General features: G+C 67.8%; 13 protein-coding genes and 1 pseudogene. 7 read left to right on the top strand and 7 right to left on the bottom strand.

Translation table 11 applies throughout. From position 1 onward, the window contains the following. Positions 1 to 31: 31 nt before the first annotated feature. The gene (locus AC1D12_RS09145; protein WP_477840033.1) at positions 32 to 1,585 is read left to right on the top strand and encodes a winged helix-turn-helix domain-containing protein; all 1,554 of its coding nucleotides are present in this window, start codon (positions 32 to 34) and stop codon (positions 1,583 to 1,585) included. A gap of 337 nt (positions 1,586 to 1,922) precedes the next feature. Here the strand turns inward: AC1D12_RS09145 and AC1D12_RS09140 are convergent, their stop codons facing one another. Further along, positions 1,923 to 2,846 (bottom strand): LysR family transcriptional regulator, encoded by a 924-nt coding sequence (locus AC1D12_RS09140; RefSeq protein ID WP_477825270.1) that lies wholly within the window; start codon positions 2,844 to 2,846, stop codon positions 1,923 to 1,925. A gap of 111 nt (positions 2,847 to 2,957) precedes the next feature. On the opposite strand from AC1D12_RS09140, the gene AC1D12_RS09135 reads away from it, so the two are divergent. Further along, positions 2,958 to 3,848 (top strand): MBL fold metallo-hydrolase, encoded by an 891-nt coding sequence (locus AC1D12_RS09135; RefSeq protein ID WP_477825269.1) that lies wholly within the window; start codon positions 2,958 to 2,960, stop codon positions 3,846 to 3,848. A 49-nt stretch (positions 3,849 to 3,897) separates the two neighbouring features. Here AC1D12_RS09135 and AC1D12_RS09130 read toward each other — a convergent pair whose 3' ends face one another. From AC1D12_RS09130 to AC1D12_RS09120, 3 genes are all read right to left on the bottom strand, one after another. Further along, on the bottom strand, positions 3,898 to 6,048 hold the full coding sequence (locus tag AC1D12_RS09130; RefSeq protein WP_477825268.1) for a glycoside hydrolase family 28 protein: 2,151 nt from the start codon (positions 6,046 to 6,048) through the stop codon (positions 3,898 to 3,900). Positions 6,049 to 6,319: 271 nt separating this feature from the next. After that, positions 6,320 to 7,036: a FadR/GntR family transcriptional regulator gene (locus tag AC1D12_RS09125; RefSeq protein WP_052212876.1), complete on the bottom strand. Its 717-nt coding sequence runs from the start codon at positions 7,034 to 7,036 to the stop codon at positions 6,320 to 6,322. Positions 7,037 to 7,089: 53 nt separating this feature from the next. Next, on the bottom strand, positions 7,090 to 8,229 hold the full coding sequence (locus AC1D12_RS09120; RefSeq protein ID WP_477825267.1) for an FAD-dependent monooxygenase: 1,140 nt from the start codon (positions 8,227 to 8,229) through the stop codon (positions 7,090 to 7,092). 152 nt (positions 8,230 to 8,381) lie between these two features. Between AC1D12_RS09120 and AC1D12_RS09115 the strand changes: the two genes are divergently transcribed. After that, complete coding sequence (locus AC1D12_RS09115; RefSeq protein ID WP_477825273.1) at positions 8,382 to 8,996, top strand: TetR/AcrR family transcriptional regulator; 615 nt, start codon at positions 8,382 to 8,384, stop codon at positions 8,994 to 8,996. Here the strand turns inward: AC1D12_RS09115 and AC1D12_RS09110 are convergent. From AC1D12_RS09110 to AC1D12_RS09100, 3 genes are read right to left on the bottom strand one after another with little or no spacing between them, the layout of a single operon-like run. Continuing rightward, positions 8,993 to 9,919: an NAD(P)-dependent oxidoreductase gene (locus AC1D12_RS09110; protein WP_477825266.1), complete on the bottom strand. Its 927-nt coding sequence runs from the start codon at positions 9,917 to 9,919 to the stop codon at positions 8,993 to 8,995. The genes AC1D12_RS09115 and AC1D12_RS09110 overlap by 4 nt on opposite strands. Next, positions 9,916 to 10,614, bottom strand: a complete 699-nt coding sequence (locus AC1D12_RS09105) for an RraA family protein (protein ID WP_477825265.1) — start codon at positions 10,612 to 10,614, stop codon at positions 9,916 to 9,918. The genes AC1D12_RS09110 and AC1D12_RS09105 overlap by 4 nt, the downstream gene beginning before the upstream one ends. 44 nt (positions 10,615 to 10,658) lie before the next feature. Beyond that, a complete protein-coding gene (locus AC1D12_RS09100) occupies positions 10,659 to 11,651 on the bottom strand; it encodes a Bug family tripartite tricarboxylate transporter substrate binding protein (RefSeq protein WP_477840030.1) in 993 nt (330 codons plus the stop codon). Between the two features lie 137 nt (positions 11,652 to 11,788). On the opposite strand from AC1D12_RS09100, the gene AC1D12_RS09095 reads away from it, so the two are divergent. From AC1D12_RS09095 to AC1D12_RS09080, 4 genes and pseudogenes are all read left to right on the top strand, one after another. Continuing rightward, the gene (locus AC1D12_RS09095; protein ID WP_477840028.1) at positions 11,789 to 12,679 is read left to right on the top strand and encodes a LysR family transcriptional regulator; all 891 of its coding nucleotides are present in this window, start codon (positions 11,789 to 11,791) and stop codon (positions 12,677 to 12,679) included. Positions 12,680 to 12,773: 94 nt separating this feature from the next. Next, the gene (locus tag AC1D12_RS09090; RefSeq protein WP_477840026.1) at positions 12,774 to 13,892 is read left to right on the top strand and encodes an extracellular catalytic domain type 1 short-chain-length polyhydroxyalkanoate depolymerase; all 1,119 of its coding nucleotides are present in this window, start codon (positions 12,774 to 12,776) and stop codon (positions 13,890 to 13,892) included. 95 nt (positions 13,893 to 13,987) lie between these two features. Next, positions 13,988 to 14,437, top strand: coding sequence for a hypothetical protein (locus AC1D12_RS09085; protein ID WP_477826218.1), 450 nt, complete (start codon positions 13,988 to 13,990; stop codon positions 14,435 to 14,437). A 58-nt stretch (positions 14,438 to 14,495) separates the two neighbouring features. Beyond that, a pseudogene (locus tag AC1D12_RS09080) lies at positions 14,496 to 14,668 on the top strand (sulfite exporter TauE/SafE family protein); the annotation flags it as partial.

Raw genomic sequence — 14,668 nt, 5'->3', positions numbered from 1 at the left:
GCCGTACCATCCTCCGACGGGGGACGACACCGTGCAGTTCATGTTTGGAGACTACGTGCTCGACCCGGAGCGCCGGGAGCTTTCGCATCGCGCGCAAGTCATGCCGGTCGGGCCGCAGGTGTTCGATCTGCTACTGCATCTCGTCAGGAGCCGCGACCGCGTCGTCAGCAAGGACGACCTGCTCGCGGCGGTATGGAGTGGCCGGGTGGTCTCGGAGTCGACGATCACCAGCCACATCAACGCGGTTCGCAAGGCCATCGGCGACAGCGGCGAGGAGCAGCGCCTGGTCCGGACGATCGCCCGCAAGGGGTTCCGCTTCGTCGGCGAGGTCCAGGTCGGCGAACACGCCCCCGGCGAACCAAGGGAACTGCCGCCCGCACTCGCCCTTCCGGACAAGCCCTCGATGACCGTGCTGCCCTTCCACAACCTGAGCGGCGATCCCGAGCAGGAGTATTTCGCCGACGGCGTGGTGGAGGACATCATCGCCGCGCTGTCGCGCCTGCGCTGGCTGTTCGTCATCGCGCGCAATTCGAGCTTCACCTACAAGGGCAGGGCGGTGGACGTGAAGGAGGTCGGCCGCGAGCTGGGCGTGCGCTACGTGCTGGAAGGCAGCGTGCGCAAGACCGGCAGCAAGGTGCGCATCACCGGGCAGCTCATCGACGCGACGAGCGGCACGCATCTGTGGGCCGAGCGCTTCGAAGGCACGCTGGACGACATCTTCGAGCTGCAGGATCAAATCGCCGAAAGCGTCGTCGGCGCGATCGCGCCGCAACTCGAGCGGGCGGAAATCGAGCGAGCCAAGCGCAAGCCCACGGAAAGCCTCGACGCCWACGACTACTACCTGCGCGGCACCGCCAGGCTGCACAGCGGAACGCGCGAATCCATCGAGGCGGCACTGCCCCTGTTCTACAAGGCCGTCGAGCTCGATCCGGAATTTGCATCGGCCTATGGCATGGCGGCCTGGTGTCATTTCTGGCGCAAGGTGAACGGCTGGATGACCGATCGGCCCGCAGAGATCGCCGAGGGCACCCGCCTGGCGCGGCGGGCGGTGGAGCTCGGCCGCGACGATGCGGTCGCCCTCACGCGAGCAGGCCACGCGCTCGGGCATCTCGCCGGCGACCTCGATGGCGGCATCGCGTTGCTCGACCGGGCCGTGCTGCTCAATCCGAACCTCGCCCCCGCATGGTTCCTGGGCGGATACCTGCGCGCCCTGCACGGCGAGACGGACGCCGCGATCGAGCACCTGGCGCGTGCCGTTCGCCTGAGTCCGCTGGATCCGGAAATGTTCAGGATGCAGGCCGGCATGGCGCTGTCGCACTTCTTCGCGGGGCGCTTCGATGCCGCTTCGGCCTGGGCGGAAAAGGCCGTCGGAAATCTACCGAGTTTCCTGGCCGCGGTCAGCCTGGTGGCGGCGAGTCATGCGCTTGCCGGGCGAATGGACATGGCGAGGCAGGCGATGCAGCAGGTGCGCACGCTCGACCCGTCCCTGCGCGTCTCCAATCTCAAGGACTGGCTGCCGATTCATCGCTCGCAGGACCTGGCGCGATTCGCGGAAGGACTGCGACTGGCCGGATTGCCGGAGTGACCACGGCTGCCAGTGCGCAGTCCACACGACGTTTACCGAAGTGCTTCCTCTGTGATGCGAACGTGCGCATCGGTCAGGTGCAGCCCGTATGCCTCGATATCGTCGAGACACTGATTCGCATCGACGCCAGGTGTTCGCTCGTCCCTGACGAGCTCGATGGTCTTGAATGCCGTCCAGGGCGCGTACTTCCGAGGCAGGTTCTCACCAGATGCTTGTGCGGTGAAACCGAATACGCGACCAGGACCTCTGAAGATATGTATTTGCATTTGTCGTGTCAGTAGTTGTGATCCGAAACATCGAACAAACCTCCTTTCCCCGGTTGATGAAGTGAATTCTCTCAAAGGGGCGATGCCTTCAGGGCGAGGTCCCACGGCGCCTCCTCTCCCGCGAAGCGCTCCGCGAGGAAGTCCACCAGCATGCGCAGCGCCAGCGGTTGATGCTGGCGTGAGAGGTAGAGGGCGTGGATGCCCAGCACGTCCGGCTCGTGGTCGGGCAGCAGCGGCACCAGGCGGCCGGCGCGCAGGTCGTCGCCGAGGTAGTAGGTAGGCAGCATGCCGATGCCGGCGCCCGACAGCACGGCGCGCCGGAGCACCGCGGTCTCGTTGGTATGGAAGGCCCAGTCGACCGACACCACGATCTTCTCGCCACCGCGCGTGAAACCGTAGTGCTTGCCGATGCCGAAGGCATGGGCCACGCAGCGGTGTCGACGCAACTCCTCGGCCACCTGCGGCACGCCGTGCTGCTGCAGGTACCCGGGTGAGGCGCACAGCATCGATCGGCATTGCGCCAGCGGCCGCGCGATCATCGTCGCGTCCAGCGTGTTGGTGATGCGCACCGCGAGGTCGACGCGCTCCGCGACCAGGTCGGTGACCTTGTCGCCCACCGACAGCATCACCTCCACCTGCGGGTGCAGGCGCTGGAAATCCACCAGCGCGCTGGTGAGCTGGGCCTCGGCGAAGGAGCCGGCGGTGGTGACGCGCAGCAGCCCCGCCGGCTCACGGCTGCGCTCGCCGGCCAGGTGATGGACCTCGTCCGCGATGCCGAGCAGCTGCCGGCACGACGGCAGTGCCGCCGACCCGGCATCCGTGAGGCTGACGCGCCGCGTGGTCCGGTGCAGCAGGCGGGCGCCGAGCCAGTCCTCGACCGCCGCGAGGTAGCGGCTGACCATCGCGACCGACATCTCCAGGCGCTCGGCAGCCTGGGTGAGGCTGCCGAGATCGGCCACCTCGACGAACACACGCACGGCGGTCAGACGGTCCATTTCATCGATCCATGCAACAACGATTCAACTGTAGCAAGCTTTATCTACTGTATCGATGCAAATAGAGTTCGTCCGGTCGCAAACAGTGTTTCAACCCTCACGGAGATCTCCATGTTCCAGTTCAGCACCTTCGTCCGCGTTTTCCTGCCCGCCCTGGCGCTGGGCGTCGTCGCACCCACGGCTGCCGTGGCGCAGAGCCAGCCTGCGCTGAGCCTGAAGGTCTACAACGCCGACGGCAACAGCTTCAACGTCAACGCCGTGGTGGTCAGCGGCAAGACCGAGGCCATCGTCATCGACAGCGGCTTCACCCGTGCCGATGCGCTGCGCGTGGCGGCCAACGTGCTCGACAGCGGCAAGTCGCTGCGCACCATCTTCATCAGCAACGCCGACCCGGATTTCTACTTCGGCGCCGAAGTGCTGAAGGCGTATTTCCCGCAGGCCCAGGTGCTGACCACCCCGGCCGTGCGCGAGAAGATCCAGGCCAAGCTGGCGGGCAAGCTGGCGTTCTGGGGCCCCAAGATGGGCACCAATGCGCCGCAGAAGCCGATCGTGCCGGAACTGCTGCAGGGCACGACGCTGAGCGTCGATGGCGAGACGATCGAGGTTCGCGGTATCACCGGTGAACTGGCCCATCGCCCCTACGTGTGGATTCCGTCGATCAAGGCCGTCGTCGGCAACATCGCGATCTTCGGCAACCTGCACGTGTGGACCGCCGACACCCAGAAGGCCAGCGAGCGCAAGGCATGGTTCGCCCAGCTCGACGAGATCGAGGCGCTGAAGCCCGCCACCGTCGTGCCCGGCCACATGGCCGCCGGCACGGCGCTCGACGGCAGCAGCATCCGCTACACCCGCGACTACCTGCAGCGCTTCGATGTGGAAGCGGCGAAAGCCAAGAGCGCCGCGGAGCTGATCGACGCGATGAAGAAGGCCTACCCGCAGGCCGGGCTGGGCATCGCGCTCGACATCGGCGCCAAGGTGGCCAAGGGCGAAATGCAGTGGTGAACCCGGGGCAGTGGTGAACCCGGGCGGCCCGGCGGGCCGCCCGCAAGCGTCACCAGCCGGTGCCTGCCGGGCTCGTCGACGACGGGAAGTCGACGTAGGCGCGACTGCAATCCACGACCCTCGACGGATGGACGTAGGGCGTGGCCTTGCCGGTGACCGTGACCCGGTTGTCGGCTGACGGCAGGATCGGCAGGTTGACCCGATCGAGGGTGAGCTGAGCGTCCGACGCGATGACCCGCACCGCATCGGGCGAATCGGTCACCACATTGGTCAGCGACATGACCAGCGGATGGGCCGGGAGGCTGAAGCCGCCCGTGTCGGCCGCGAAGCCGCGCAGCGTGATGGCCGTCTGGCCCTCGATGGAGATGCTCGCCAGGAAGATGTCGTGGAAGTTGGGGACCAGCGGCCCGCCAGCAGGCAGTGCCTTGGTGCTGTAGTACGGCGTGTACAGCAGCGCATTGGTCACGTTGCGCATGCAGATGTTGTCGACGTGGATGTTGCTGACCTCGCCGCCGCGCGCGTAGTCGGACTTGATGCGCAGGCCCTCCTCCGAGCCGTCGAAGCTGTTGTCGTACACGTGGACGTTCTTCACGCCGCTGTTCGTCTCCGAGCCGATCGAGATGCCATGACCCCAGTAGATGTGGTTGTGGGCGATGACGATCCCCCACTTGCGGTCGGAGCGCACGTCGCGGTCGCCGTCGATGCCCGCGAGGCCTGAATTGGCGGGGCTCGGGTTGTTGCTGCCCTTGAGCACGATGTCGTCGTCGCCGGTGCTCACGAAGTTGAACGCGAAGACGACGTTCTTCAGGTAGCCGTCGAACGAGATCTTCGCGGCGGACTTCGTCGTGCTGCCGGTGGTCAGCGCTGCCGAGGTCGCGCTCTTGGCCGAGCCGGGGTCGAAGGCGTCGGTGTTCTTCACGTTGTCCCGCGTGAAGGTCTCGCCGGTGTAGAGCGGGTTGCCGTTGCCGGCAGGGTTCGCGTAGGCCGCCAGCGACGGCGTCTGCACCTTCACGCCCCAGACCGTCAGGCCGTCGACGCCGCTGGGAACGACGTGGAAGTTCGCGCTGTTGTTCAGCGTGATGCGGTGCAGCGTCAGGTTCTTCGCGTAGTTGAACACCATCATGCGGAAGTTCGACTGCGAGGCCGTGCCGGTGGTGCCGTTCTGCACCATGTTGCCGAGGTAGGCCAGGTCCCACCACGTCATGTTGCGCACCGACGATTTCGAGTCGACCAGCGTGCCGCCGTCGTCGCACGGCGTGCCGTCGACGGCCTGCAGGCCCTGCGCATAGGCGGCGTAGGTGTTCGAGCAGCTCATGTCGACCTTCATCAGCGGGTACAGCTTGTTGGTCGTCACGATCTCGGCGTAGCCGCGGCTGTCGATCGCGCCGTCACCGACCACGGCCGAGTTCACGAGGTTGTCGCCGTTGATCAGCGCAGTGCAATTCCCGGAGCTGCCGGCCTTGGTGGCGCTCACCGCGGTGTTCGCGCAGTACGGTCCGGCCGGCTTGGGCGAGTAGGCCATGACGTCGCGGCTGGCGAACAGCGTCACGCCCTTGTCGATCCACAGCGTCACGCCGGAAGGCAGCGTGAGCGGGCCGCTGATGAAGGCGTTGCCCGGGCCGCTGCTGCTGACCACGAGGCGCACCGCGAAGCGGGTCGCGCGGTACTGCGGTTTGGCCAGCTCTTCTCCGGACGCGCCGGCGATGTTCCTGCCCGGATCGGCCGCTGCCTGCTGCTGCGCAGTGGCGGCTGCGTCGGCCGCCGCGATCGCGGCACCGACCTCGGCATCGACCCCCGCRCCACAGGCATCGAGCGCGGCCTGGATGCGGGCCTGGTCGGGGTTGGCCGTCGCGGCGCTGACCGCAACGCCGACGCCCGGGAGCGACGGATCGGCTTCCGGCGGCAGTGCGCCGTCGGGGCGCCGCACCAGCTTGTTGCCGGCTTCCAGCGTCGCGCAGACTTGCGCGTCGACCGGCAGCACCGGCGCGGCCGGCAGGTTCGCGTCGGTGCTGGTCGTGCCGACCTGGAAGGCGTTGCCGATGCCCGGGGATGAGCTCCCCTGGGTGCTCGCCTCGGTGGCCTCGCTCCCGTCCGCGCTGGCCTCGCCGCCTCCGCCGCAGCCGCAGAGCAGCGACACCAGCAGGCAGGCGCTCAGCGCATTCACAGACAGGAAGCGTGTGATCGACGTGTTCGAGTTCATCCGTGCTCCTTGGCGACAGAAGTGAGGGGACAACCGAATACCCGGCGATCAGTGACCGTCGTGCGAGATGTCGTGTGAGACCCGGGCTCGCAGATCACCAGGTGGGACGCGCATGAAGACCGCAGGTCGCACGGACCACCTCCTGGTGGCGTTCCGTCGACCGGCACAAGGCGTCAATTAATGCCTGACATTGTTTCCCTGGCGGGATTCATGTCAAGCAAATGTGATCAGGACAAACCCCTTGTCCATGCCTGGCGGGTCCGGTGCCGATTCAGGGCAGTTGCGTCGCTTCGAAGATGCGCCGCTTCGCGTTGCGGATGTGGCTGCGAACCGCTTCGGCCGCGTCGCCCGCAGCCCGGCGCACGATCGCGTCGATCACCGCACGGTGCTCTGCCTGGGTCTCGCGCACGCGCTCGGGACTCTTCTTGTCGTGGGCGTTGCGCGCGAGCTCGATGAACTGCCGGATGGGCGCAACGCTGGTCTCGATCGACGCCACGAAGAAGGGGTTGTGCGAGCAACGCGCCATCGCGAGGTGGAACTCCACGTCTTCGTCGATGCCTGCGTGTCCGGACTCCATCGTCACGTTGAGCGCCTCGTAGGCGGCATTCAGCGCATCGATGTCGTCGCTGTTGCGGAACTCGGCGGCAGCGGCCGCCGCACCGGCCTCCACGCAGGACCGGAAGGCGTAGTAGCACTCGATGTCGGCGAGGTTGCGAATCGGCGTCATCGCCACCACCGGCGCGCCCGGCGTGCGGATGACGCTGGTGCCGGCGCGGCGCCGCGATCCGATCACGCCGTCCGCACGCAAGCGCGACAGCGCCTCCCGTATCGTCGGCCGCGACACGCCGAAGGTGGCAGCAAGTTCGCTTTCGGTGGGCAGCTTGCCGGACGGTCCGAACTCGCCGCGAAGGATCGCCTCGACCACGAGCGCGTAGATCTGCGAGGACAGGGGCCCGACGCCCCCGGCGGGAAGCAGCAACTCGTTCATCGGCGGCAGTATAGGTGTGCCCCTGGAGGCCTCTCCGGAATAATGTCAGGCATTTATGGCGGCACCTGGAACCCGAATTCCGTCTTCGCATTTCGTGCGCGGATCGCCTCTTCGGTTCGAGGAACCAGCGTCTCGAGTCCCGTCCGCACCGCCGCGGCTTGAACTTCGTCGACGAACGGGCGGAACTGCTCGTCGTAGAGGCGGAACGCCTGCGCGTGGTCGCCGCCCGCGGCTCGCATCGCCTCTCCCAACGCGGCCGCGCCGTCGATGGCGAGCGACCCGCCCATTCCTGCCGCGGGAGACGCGCAGAAGGCCGCGTCTCCCACCAGCGCGACCCTGCCCCGCGACCACGAGGGCATCCGGACCTGGCACAGCTTGTCGAAGTAGAAGTTGTCCGAGCCGGCCATGGCCCTCAACACCTCCGCAGTCCGCCAGCCCAGGCCGGCGAACTGCTCCGTCATGATCCTGCGCTGCTGCGCCTCGTCGCGGCGGTCATATGCGATCTCGCGCTCGCAGGCAAAGCCCAGGATGATGTCGGTCCTGTTCTTGTAGGCATTGAGCATCACGGCCTTGCCCGGCACGTTGAACATCTGCGCGGTATCGCGTTCGATCAGCAACTGGTCCACGATCGCGATCGAGAAGTACTGCTGGAGAAAGTGCGTGTACTGCGCCTCCTCGCCGAACCAGAGCCTGCGCACCCCCGAATGCATGCCATCGCAGCCGAGCACGAGGCCGAACGAGCGCCGGCCGCCCTTCCTGAACGTGACGTCGACGCCGTCGATCGTCTCGACCAACCCTGCGATGCTGTCCCCGAAGACGATCTCGCATCGGTCTCCCACGGCCTCGAGCAGGATGTTCAGCAGCACGTCCCGCTCGATCTCGAATTCATCCTCCGGAGGAGGATCGCCTTCCGCTCGCAACACGAGTGCGCGCTCGGTCCGGTCATCGGCGTTCTTGAATTCCCAGCGCCGCAGGCTCAGGCGATCCGCGCGGATCCGTTCGAGGATCCCCATGCGCCTGACGATGTCGACCGTGTTCCCGCGGATGTCGACTGCCGTGCCGCCGGTGCGCAAGCCCGGACCKATCTCGACGATGGTCACGTCGTAGCCCAGCTGGCTCATCCAATGCGCGGACGAGAGCCCCGCGAAGCTCGCACCCGAGATGAGCACCTTCCTGTCGTTGCCACGGGTCATCCGCCGGTCCTTTTCTCTCTGGCGCCACATCGGGCGCGATGAGTGAAAATTGTGTACTCGATAAAAGTTTAGTGCAATACATTTTTGACTGAGTCAAAAAATGTGGCTTGACGACGGGTCTCCGGCGCGAGCTTCGGCTAAGCTTCGTGCCCATGGGCGACAGACGCGAGAGCAAGAAGCGGGAGACCCGACAGCGGATTTCCGACGTGGCGACAGCGCTGTTCTTCGAGCGCGGCTTCGAGGCGGTGACGATCGACGAAATCGCGGTGGCCGCGAAGGTGTCGAAGATGACCGTCTTCAACTACTTCTCGCGCAAGGAAGAGCTGATGCTCGATCGCGAGGACGACCTGAAGCTGCTGTCCTTCCGTCAGGCGCTGCGCGAGAGGCCCGACGGGAAACCTCCCATCGAGGCGCTGCGCGCGCTCGTCCAGGAACTGAGCGGCCAGAAGCATCCGCTGTGTTCCGTCAACACGCAGGCGGTGAACTGGTGGCGGGTTCTCGCCGCGAGCCCGTCGCTTCAAGCGCGCCTGCGCGAGCTCGGGGACGAAGCGGCCGAAGGGCTGGCGATCGAGCTGGCGGGGCCGAAGCCGGACGGCCTCACGCGACTCATGGCCGGGATGATCGTGCTGACGCTGCGCACGGCGCGCGAAGAAGCGATACGCCTGATGGAGCGCGGCGGGTCTGCGAAGAAGGCGAACGCTGCGTTCCTCGCGTTGATGGAGCAGGGCCTCTCGGCGGCCGAGACGCTGGCGGTGAACCTGGCTTAGGGTGCCTTGCCCAGGACCTTCAGCGCGTTCTCCGCCGCAGCCACACCCATCTTGACGTACGCATCCGCGGTGACGCCGCCGATGTGCGGGCTGAGCGTGATGCGCGCCTCGCCGTGGAACGGATGCGGCGAGGGCATCGGTTCGGTCGCGAAGCTGTCGAGCCCGGCCGCGGCCACCTGGCCGGAGCGCACCGCGGCGAGCAGCGCCGCCTCGTCGATGAGGCCACCGCGCGCGGTGTTGACGATCAGCACGCCCCGCTTGCAGGCGGCCAGGGTCTGCGCGTTCAGCAGCCGTGCGTTGTCGGCCGTCAGCGGGCAGTGCAGCGAGATCGCATCGGCCTCGCGCCAGATCGTCGCCAGATCGGTGCGCGCGACATGCGCCGGCAGGTCATTCGCGTACGGGTCGAAGCCGAGGACGCGCATGCCCATCGCATCGGCCACGCGCGCGAAGCGCCGGCCGATCGCGCCCAGGCCGATCACGCCGACGGTGCGGCCTTCGAGCTCGATGCTCTTGTGCGTCGCCTTGTCCCAGTGGCCGCCATGCATGCGCTCGTTCAGCATCACCACCGACTTGGCGGCGGCGAGCAGCAGCGCGAGCGCCTGCTCGGCAACGGCAGCGGCATTGGCCCCGGCCGCGGCGACGACCTGGATGCCGCGGGCCCGGGCAGCGGCCTTGTCGATCGTGTCGGTGCCGCTGCCATGCTTCGAGATCACCTTCAGGCTCGGCGCAGCGTCCATCGCGGCGGCGCCGACCTGGCTGTAGCGCACGATGATCGCCACCGGATCGTGCCGCTGGCACAGCGCGATCACGTCGTGCTCCGTCGGCGTCCTGCCGGCGAACACGACCTCGAAGTCGTCGAGCAAGGCCATCGCCTGCGGCGCCAGGTCGGCACCGGTCACGACGAACACCGGCTTGCGGCTCACAGCGTCTCTCCGGCCTGGATCACGCCGGCCGCACGCAGCGCGTCCTCCAGCCAGGCGGGCCGCAGTGCCTTGCGACTCCTGATGTCGGCAATGCGCCGCGCCTCCGCGGCGACCTTCTCGGCCGCCAGCGGCAGCAGCGCCGCGGCCCGGGCCCGCTCGATCACCGTCACGCCATCGGCGTCGCCTACCACGAGGTCACCAGGGTGGACGGTCACGCCGCCGACGGAGATCGGGTGGTTGAGCCGCCCCGGGACGAACTTCGTCGGGCCGTTCGGGTTCAGGCCCGCCGCATACATCGGGAAGCCCAGTTCGCGGATGGCCTCGCTGTCGCGCACCGCGCCGTCGATCACGACCGCCGCGATGCCGAGCGCCACGCACTGCTGCGACATGATCTCGCCCATCAGCGCGCTGCCGAGGTCGCCCTTGCCGTCGACCACGATCACGTCGCCCGGCTTCGCGATCGCCATCGCGGCATGGATCATCAGGTTGTCGCCGGGCCGGACTTCGACGGTGAGCGCCGGGCCGGCGAACCGCATCGACGGCGACAGCGGCGCGATGCGGCCGTGCAGCGCGCCGCGACGGCCGGCCACGTCGGCGAGGATCGAAGAAGGGAACTTCGAAGCGCGCTCGACGGTGGCGGCGTCGACGCGTTCGATGTCGCGCATGACGTCGGGCAATGCAGCGGCCTGGCTCATCGGGATCTCCTGGATGGGTGGTTGAACGTGCCGGCGACCCGGGGTCAGTCGACCCTGGCGCCCGATTCCTTGACGACCCCGCCCCAGCGCTGGACTTCCGTCCTGATCAGCGCGGCGAACTGGTCGGGCGTGCCGCCGGCGGCATCCGCACCCTCGTCTTCGAGCTTCTTGCGCAGGTCGGCCTGGCGCAGCGCCTTGTTGAACTCGGCGTTCAGCTTCGCGATGACCTCCTTCGGCGTGCCGGCGGGGGCCAGCAGGCCGAACCAGGTGACGGCGTCGAATCCCTTGTAGCCCGACTCGTTGATGGTCGGGACGTTCGGCAGGTCGTCGACCCGCTTCGCCGAGGTGACCGCCAGCGGACGCAGCTTGCCCTGCTTGATCTGGCCGAGCAGTGTCGGCACCGACGCCATGTAGAGGTCGACGTTGCCGCTGATGACGTCGGTCAGTGCCTGCGCGGCGCCCTTGTACGGCACATGCTGTGTCCGGATGCCGGCGGCCTTCTGGAACAGCTCGCCGGTCAGGTGCGCGACGGTGCCGTTGCCGGGCGACGCGAAGTTCAGCGCGTCGGGCCTGGCCTTCGCCGCGATGACGGCATCGGCCAGCGTCTTGTGCGGCGTGCCCATGCCGGTGACCATGACCAGCGGTGCATTCGCCAGCAGGACGATGGGCGACAGGTCCTTCTGCGAGTCGTAGGGCATCTTCGCKTACAGCGTCGCGTTGATCGCCAGGTTGCTGGTCTGGCCCAGCACCAGCGTGTAGCCGTCGGCCGGGGACTTGGCCACCGCGTCCACGCCGAGGTTGCCGCCGGCCCCCGGCTTGTTGTCGATCACGAAGGTCCAGCCCGTCGCCGCGGCGACCTTCTGCGTCGATTCGCGGGCGATGATGTCCGTTCCGCCGCCGGGCGGGAACGGCACGATGACGCGGATCGGCTTGGCCGGCCACGCTTCGGCGGACGCGCCGCTGCAAAGGGCTGCCAGCGCCAGGGCGGGCAGGAGGTGTCGGCGCAAGTGCAAGTGCAAGGGCGGGGGCAGGGGCATGTCGTCTCCGTCGTGAATCGTGTCGATCCGTCTGCCCGGATCGGTGTCGCGGGTCTGTCGATGGGCTTGAGTATTGGTGCGGCGACCTCTACAGTCCAATCGATAGTTTTTTGAAATCCATCAATGGCGCTTTTGACATGGACCTGCGCGACATGCGCTACTTCGAGACCATCGCCGAGCTGCAGCACATGGGCCGTGCGGCGGCGCGGCTGCACCGCACCCAGCCCGCGCTGACGAGTTGCGTCCGGCGCCTGGAGGAGGACTGCGGGGCCGCGCTGTTCGAGAAGGCCGGCCGGGGCATCCGGCTGACGGCTGCGGGTCGCGTGCTGCTGAAGTGGGCCCAGCGCATGCGTTTCGACGTGGAAGATGCGCAGCGCGAGATCGGTGCCATCGGCCAGGGCCTGGCCGGGCATGTCCGCATCGGCATCGTGCCGACCGCGGCGCAGTTCGTGCTGCCCTCGGTGGCCCGGCAACTGCTGCAGGAGGCGCCCGAGGTGACGCTGCGCACCGTCGTCGGCCTGGTCGACACCTTGAAGCCGCAACTGCATGCCGGCGAGATCGACATGATGGTGGGAACCGAGGGCCCCACCGAAGCCGGCTACGTCTCGAAGATGCTGGTGGAGGATGCGATCGTCGTCGCCGCGAGCGCGAGCCACGAACTGTTCCGCGGCACCCCGACGCTGAAGGACTTGTCGGGCTATCGTTGGGCGCTGCAACCTCCCGGCGCGCCGACGCGCGACTGGCTCGACCACACCTTCGACCGCAAGCGGTTGCCGCGGCCGCAGGTCCAGGTCGAGAGCACGATGCTGCTGATGCTGCCCTTGCTGATCGAGCAGACCGGCCTGCTGAGTTTCATCTCGCGCCACCACCTGGGCAGCCGGCCGGGACGGTCGGGCCTGAAGGAGATCCCCCTGAAGGAGGCCACGATGCACCGCCGGCTCGTGGTGACCTACCGCGCCAACAGCTACCTGTCGCCTGCCGCAGCGCGGCTCATCGAGCTGTTCTCCACGCTCGGCGACAAGCTGTGAGGGCAACCGACCGATGCGCGTGTCGGAAGACGCCTGCACGGGATCGGCCTGTGCGCCTCTGTGAATGCGCGCGGCCACCCCTCAGCATCGAACGATGAGCAAGCTGTACAAACCCTTTTCCCCGCCCTTCGATGCGAACGCGATCAACGAGACGATCCAGCGGGCGCTCGCGTCCGCGGGGCTCGACACCTCGACGGGCCCGATGCGTGACGTGACCGAGACGATCCGGCGGGCGCTCTCGCCGGATGCGGTTCCGTACGCACCGCCCGCTGGAGTGGCGCAGCCGTCGATGGATGAAGCGCAGGTCGCGGGAAGCTTCGAGACCTGCCAGTTCAGCAACCACGCCGGGAGCCGTGCCTACAAGCTCTATGTCCCCGCGGGGAATCCGGCCGAGGCGCGTCCGGTGATCGTGATGCTGCACGGCTGCACCCAGTCGCCCGACGATTTCGCGACCGGCACGCGGATGAACCGCCTGGCCGACGAGCAGGGCTTYCTCGTCGTGTACCCCGAGCAGCCGGCGCRGGCGAACCCGTCGAAGTGCTGGAACTGGTTCAAGCCGCAGGACCAGGCGCGCGATGCCGGCGAGCCGTCGCTGATCGCGGGCATCGTCCAGCAGGTGGCGCAAGGCCACGGCGTGGATCGGGGCCGGATCTTCGTGGCCGGGCTGTCCGCCGGCGCCGCGATGGCCGTGGTCCTCGGCGAGTGCTACCCGGATCTGTTTGCCGGCGTGGGCGCGCATTCGGGCTTGCCGTATGGCAGCGCGAGCGACATCCCGTCGGCGATGGCCGCGATGAAGGGCGGGCGCAGCGGGATGCCCGGTGTGCGAGCCGCGGCATCGACGGGCCGCGCAACGCGCCCGGTGTCCACGATCGTCTTCCACGGCGATCGCGACCACACCGTGCAGCCGAGCAACGGCGCAGAGATCGTCAGGCAGGCGCAGGACGCCTACCTGGCACGTGCCGGCCAGGGCCCGTTGAATGCGATCACGCTGGAAGACGCGTCGGACGCCGGCCGGGCCTGCCGCCTCACGCGCTATGTGGACAGCGCGGGCGAGGTCCGGCTCGAGTCGTGGATCGTCCACGGGGCCGGCCACGCCTGGTTCGGCGGGGATGCCCGGGGGTCCCATGCCGACCCGCGAGGTCCGGATGCGTCGAAGGAGATGGTTCGCTTCTTCTTCGCGTTGCCGCGCGCGGGGCTCGGCGCGAGCGGTTGAAGCCGGATGGCACGCGGCAGCGGGCGCCTGTGTGTTCCATCGCACGGACATGCCGCCTGTCGGCGCGCAGGCTGCAGGGAACTCCAGGAGACCCCATGGCAAAGAGATACCGCGACAGCTATGCCGCTGCAGAAGATGCCTTCACGTCCGAGGGCGGGCACCTCGCCGACCGGATGGATGCCGGCCCGATGCGGCCCGGTGAAACCCTGCTGGAGCGCGCCACGCTGATGGCGACATTCGCCATCCGCTACAACGGCACGCACTACAGCTGCCAAGGCGTGCGCTTCCTCCACCTCACGGATGCCGTGAACCACGCCCGCCTGGTGCTGGTCCGCGAGGCGGACAGGGTGCGGCAACGCGATGCGACGACGCACCCGGGCATCGATGCGCCCGACGAGGCCGAACGAAAGACGATGTCGCAACTGGCGATCTCGTACCGCAACGGCGTCTATTCGTTTGCCGGCTTCGACTACCACCACCTGAGCGATGCCGTGCATTTCGCGACGCTGCGGCACAGCTCGGACGTCGGCGAGCATCCCGGCTGAACGAACGGGCGGACCGCCCGGGAGGGGCGGCCATCGCGACGCTATCCTGGCGCGCATGATGGATCACCTCACCCTGGTCGTCGCCGTCGGCGCGATCTGTGCCGGCTTCGTCCAGGGCCTGTCGGGTTTCGGTTTCGGCCTCACCGCGATGTCGTTCTGGGCCTGGGCGCTCGACCCGATGCTGGCGGCCGTGCTCGCGGTGTTCGGCTCGCTGACCGGCCAGGTCATTGC

It is taken from the genome of Rhizobacter sp. P1_G5 (assembly GCF_056405435.1).
This window is presented reverse-complemented; position numbering and strand designations above follow the sequence as displayed.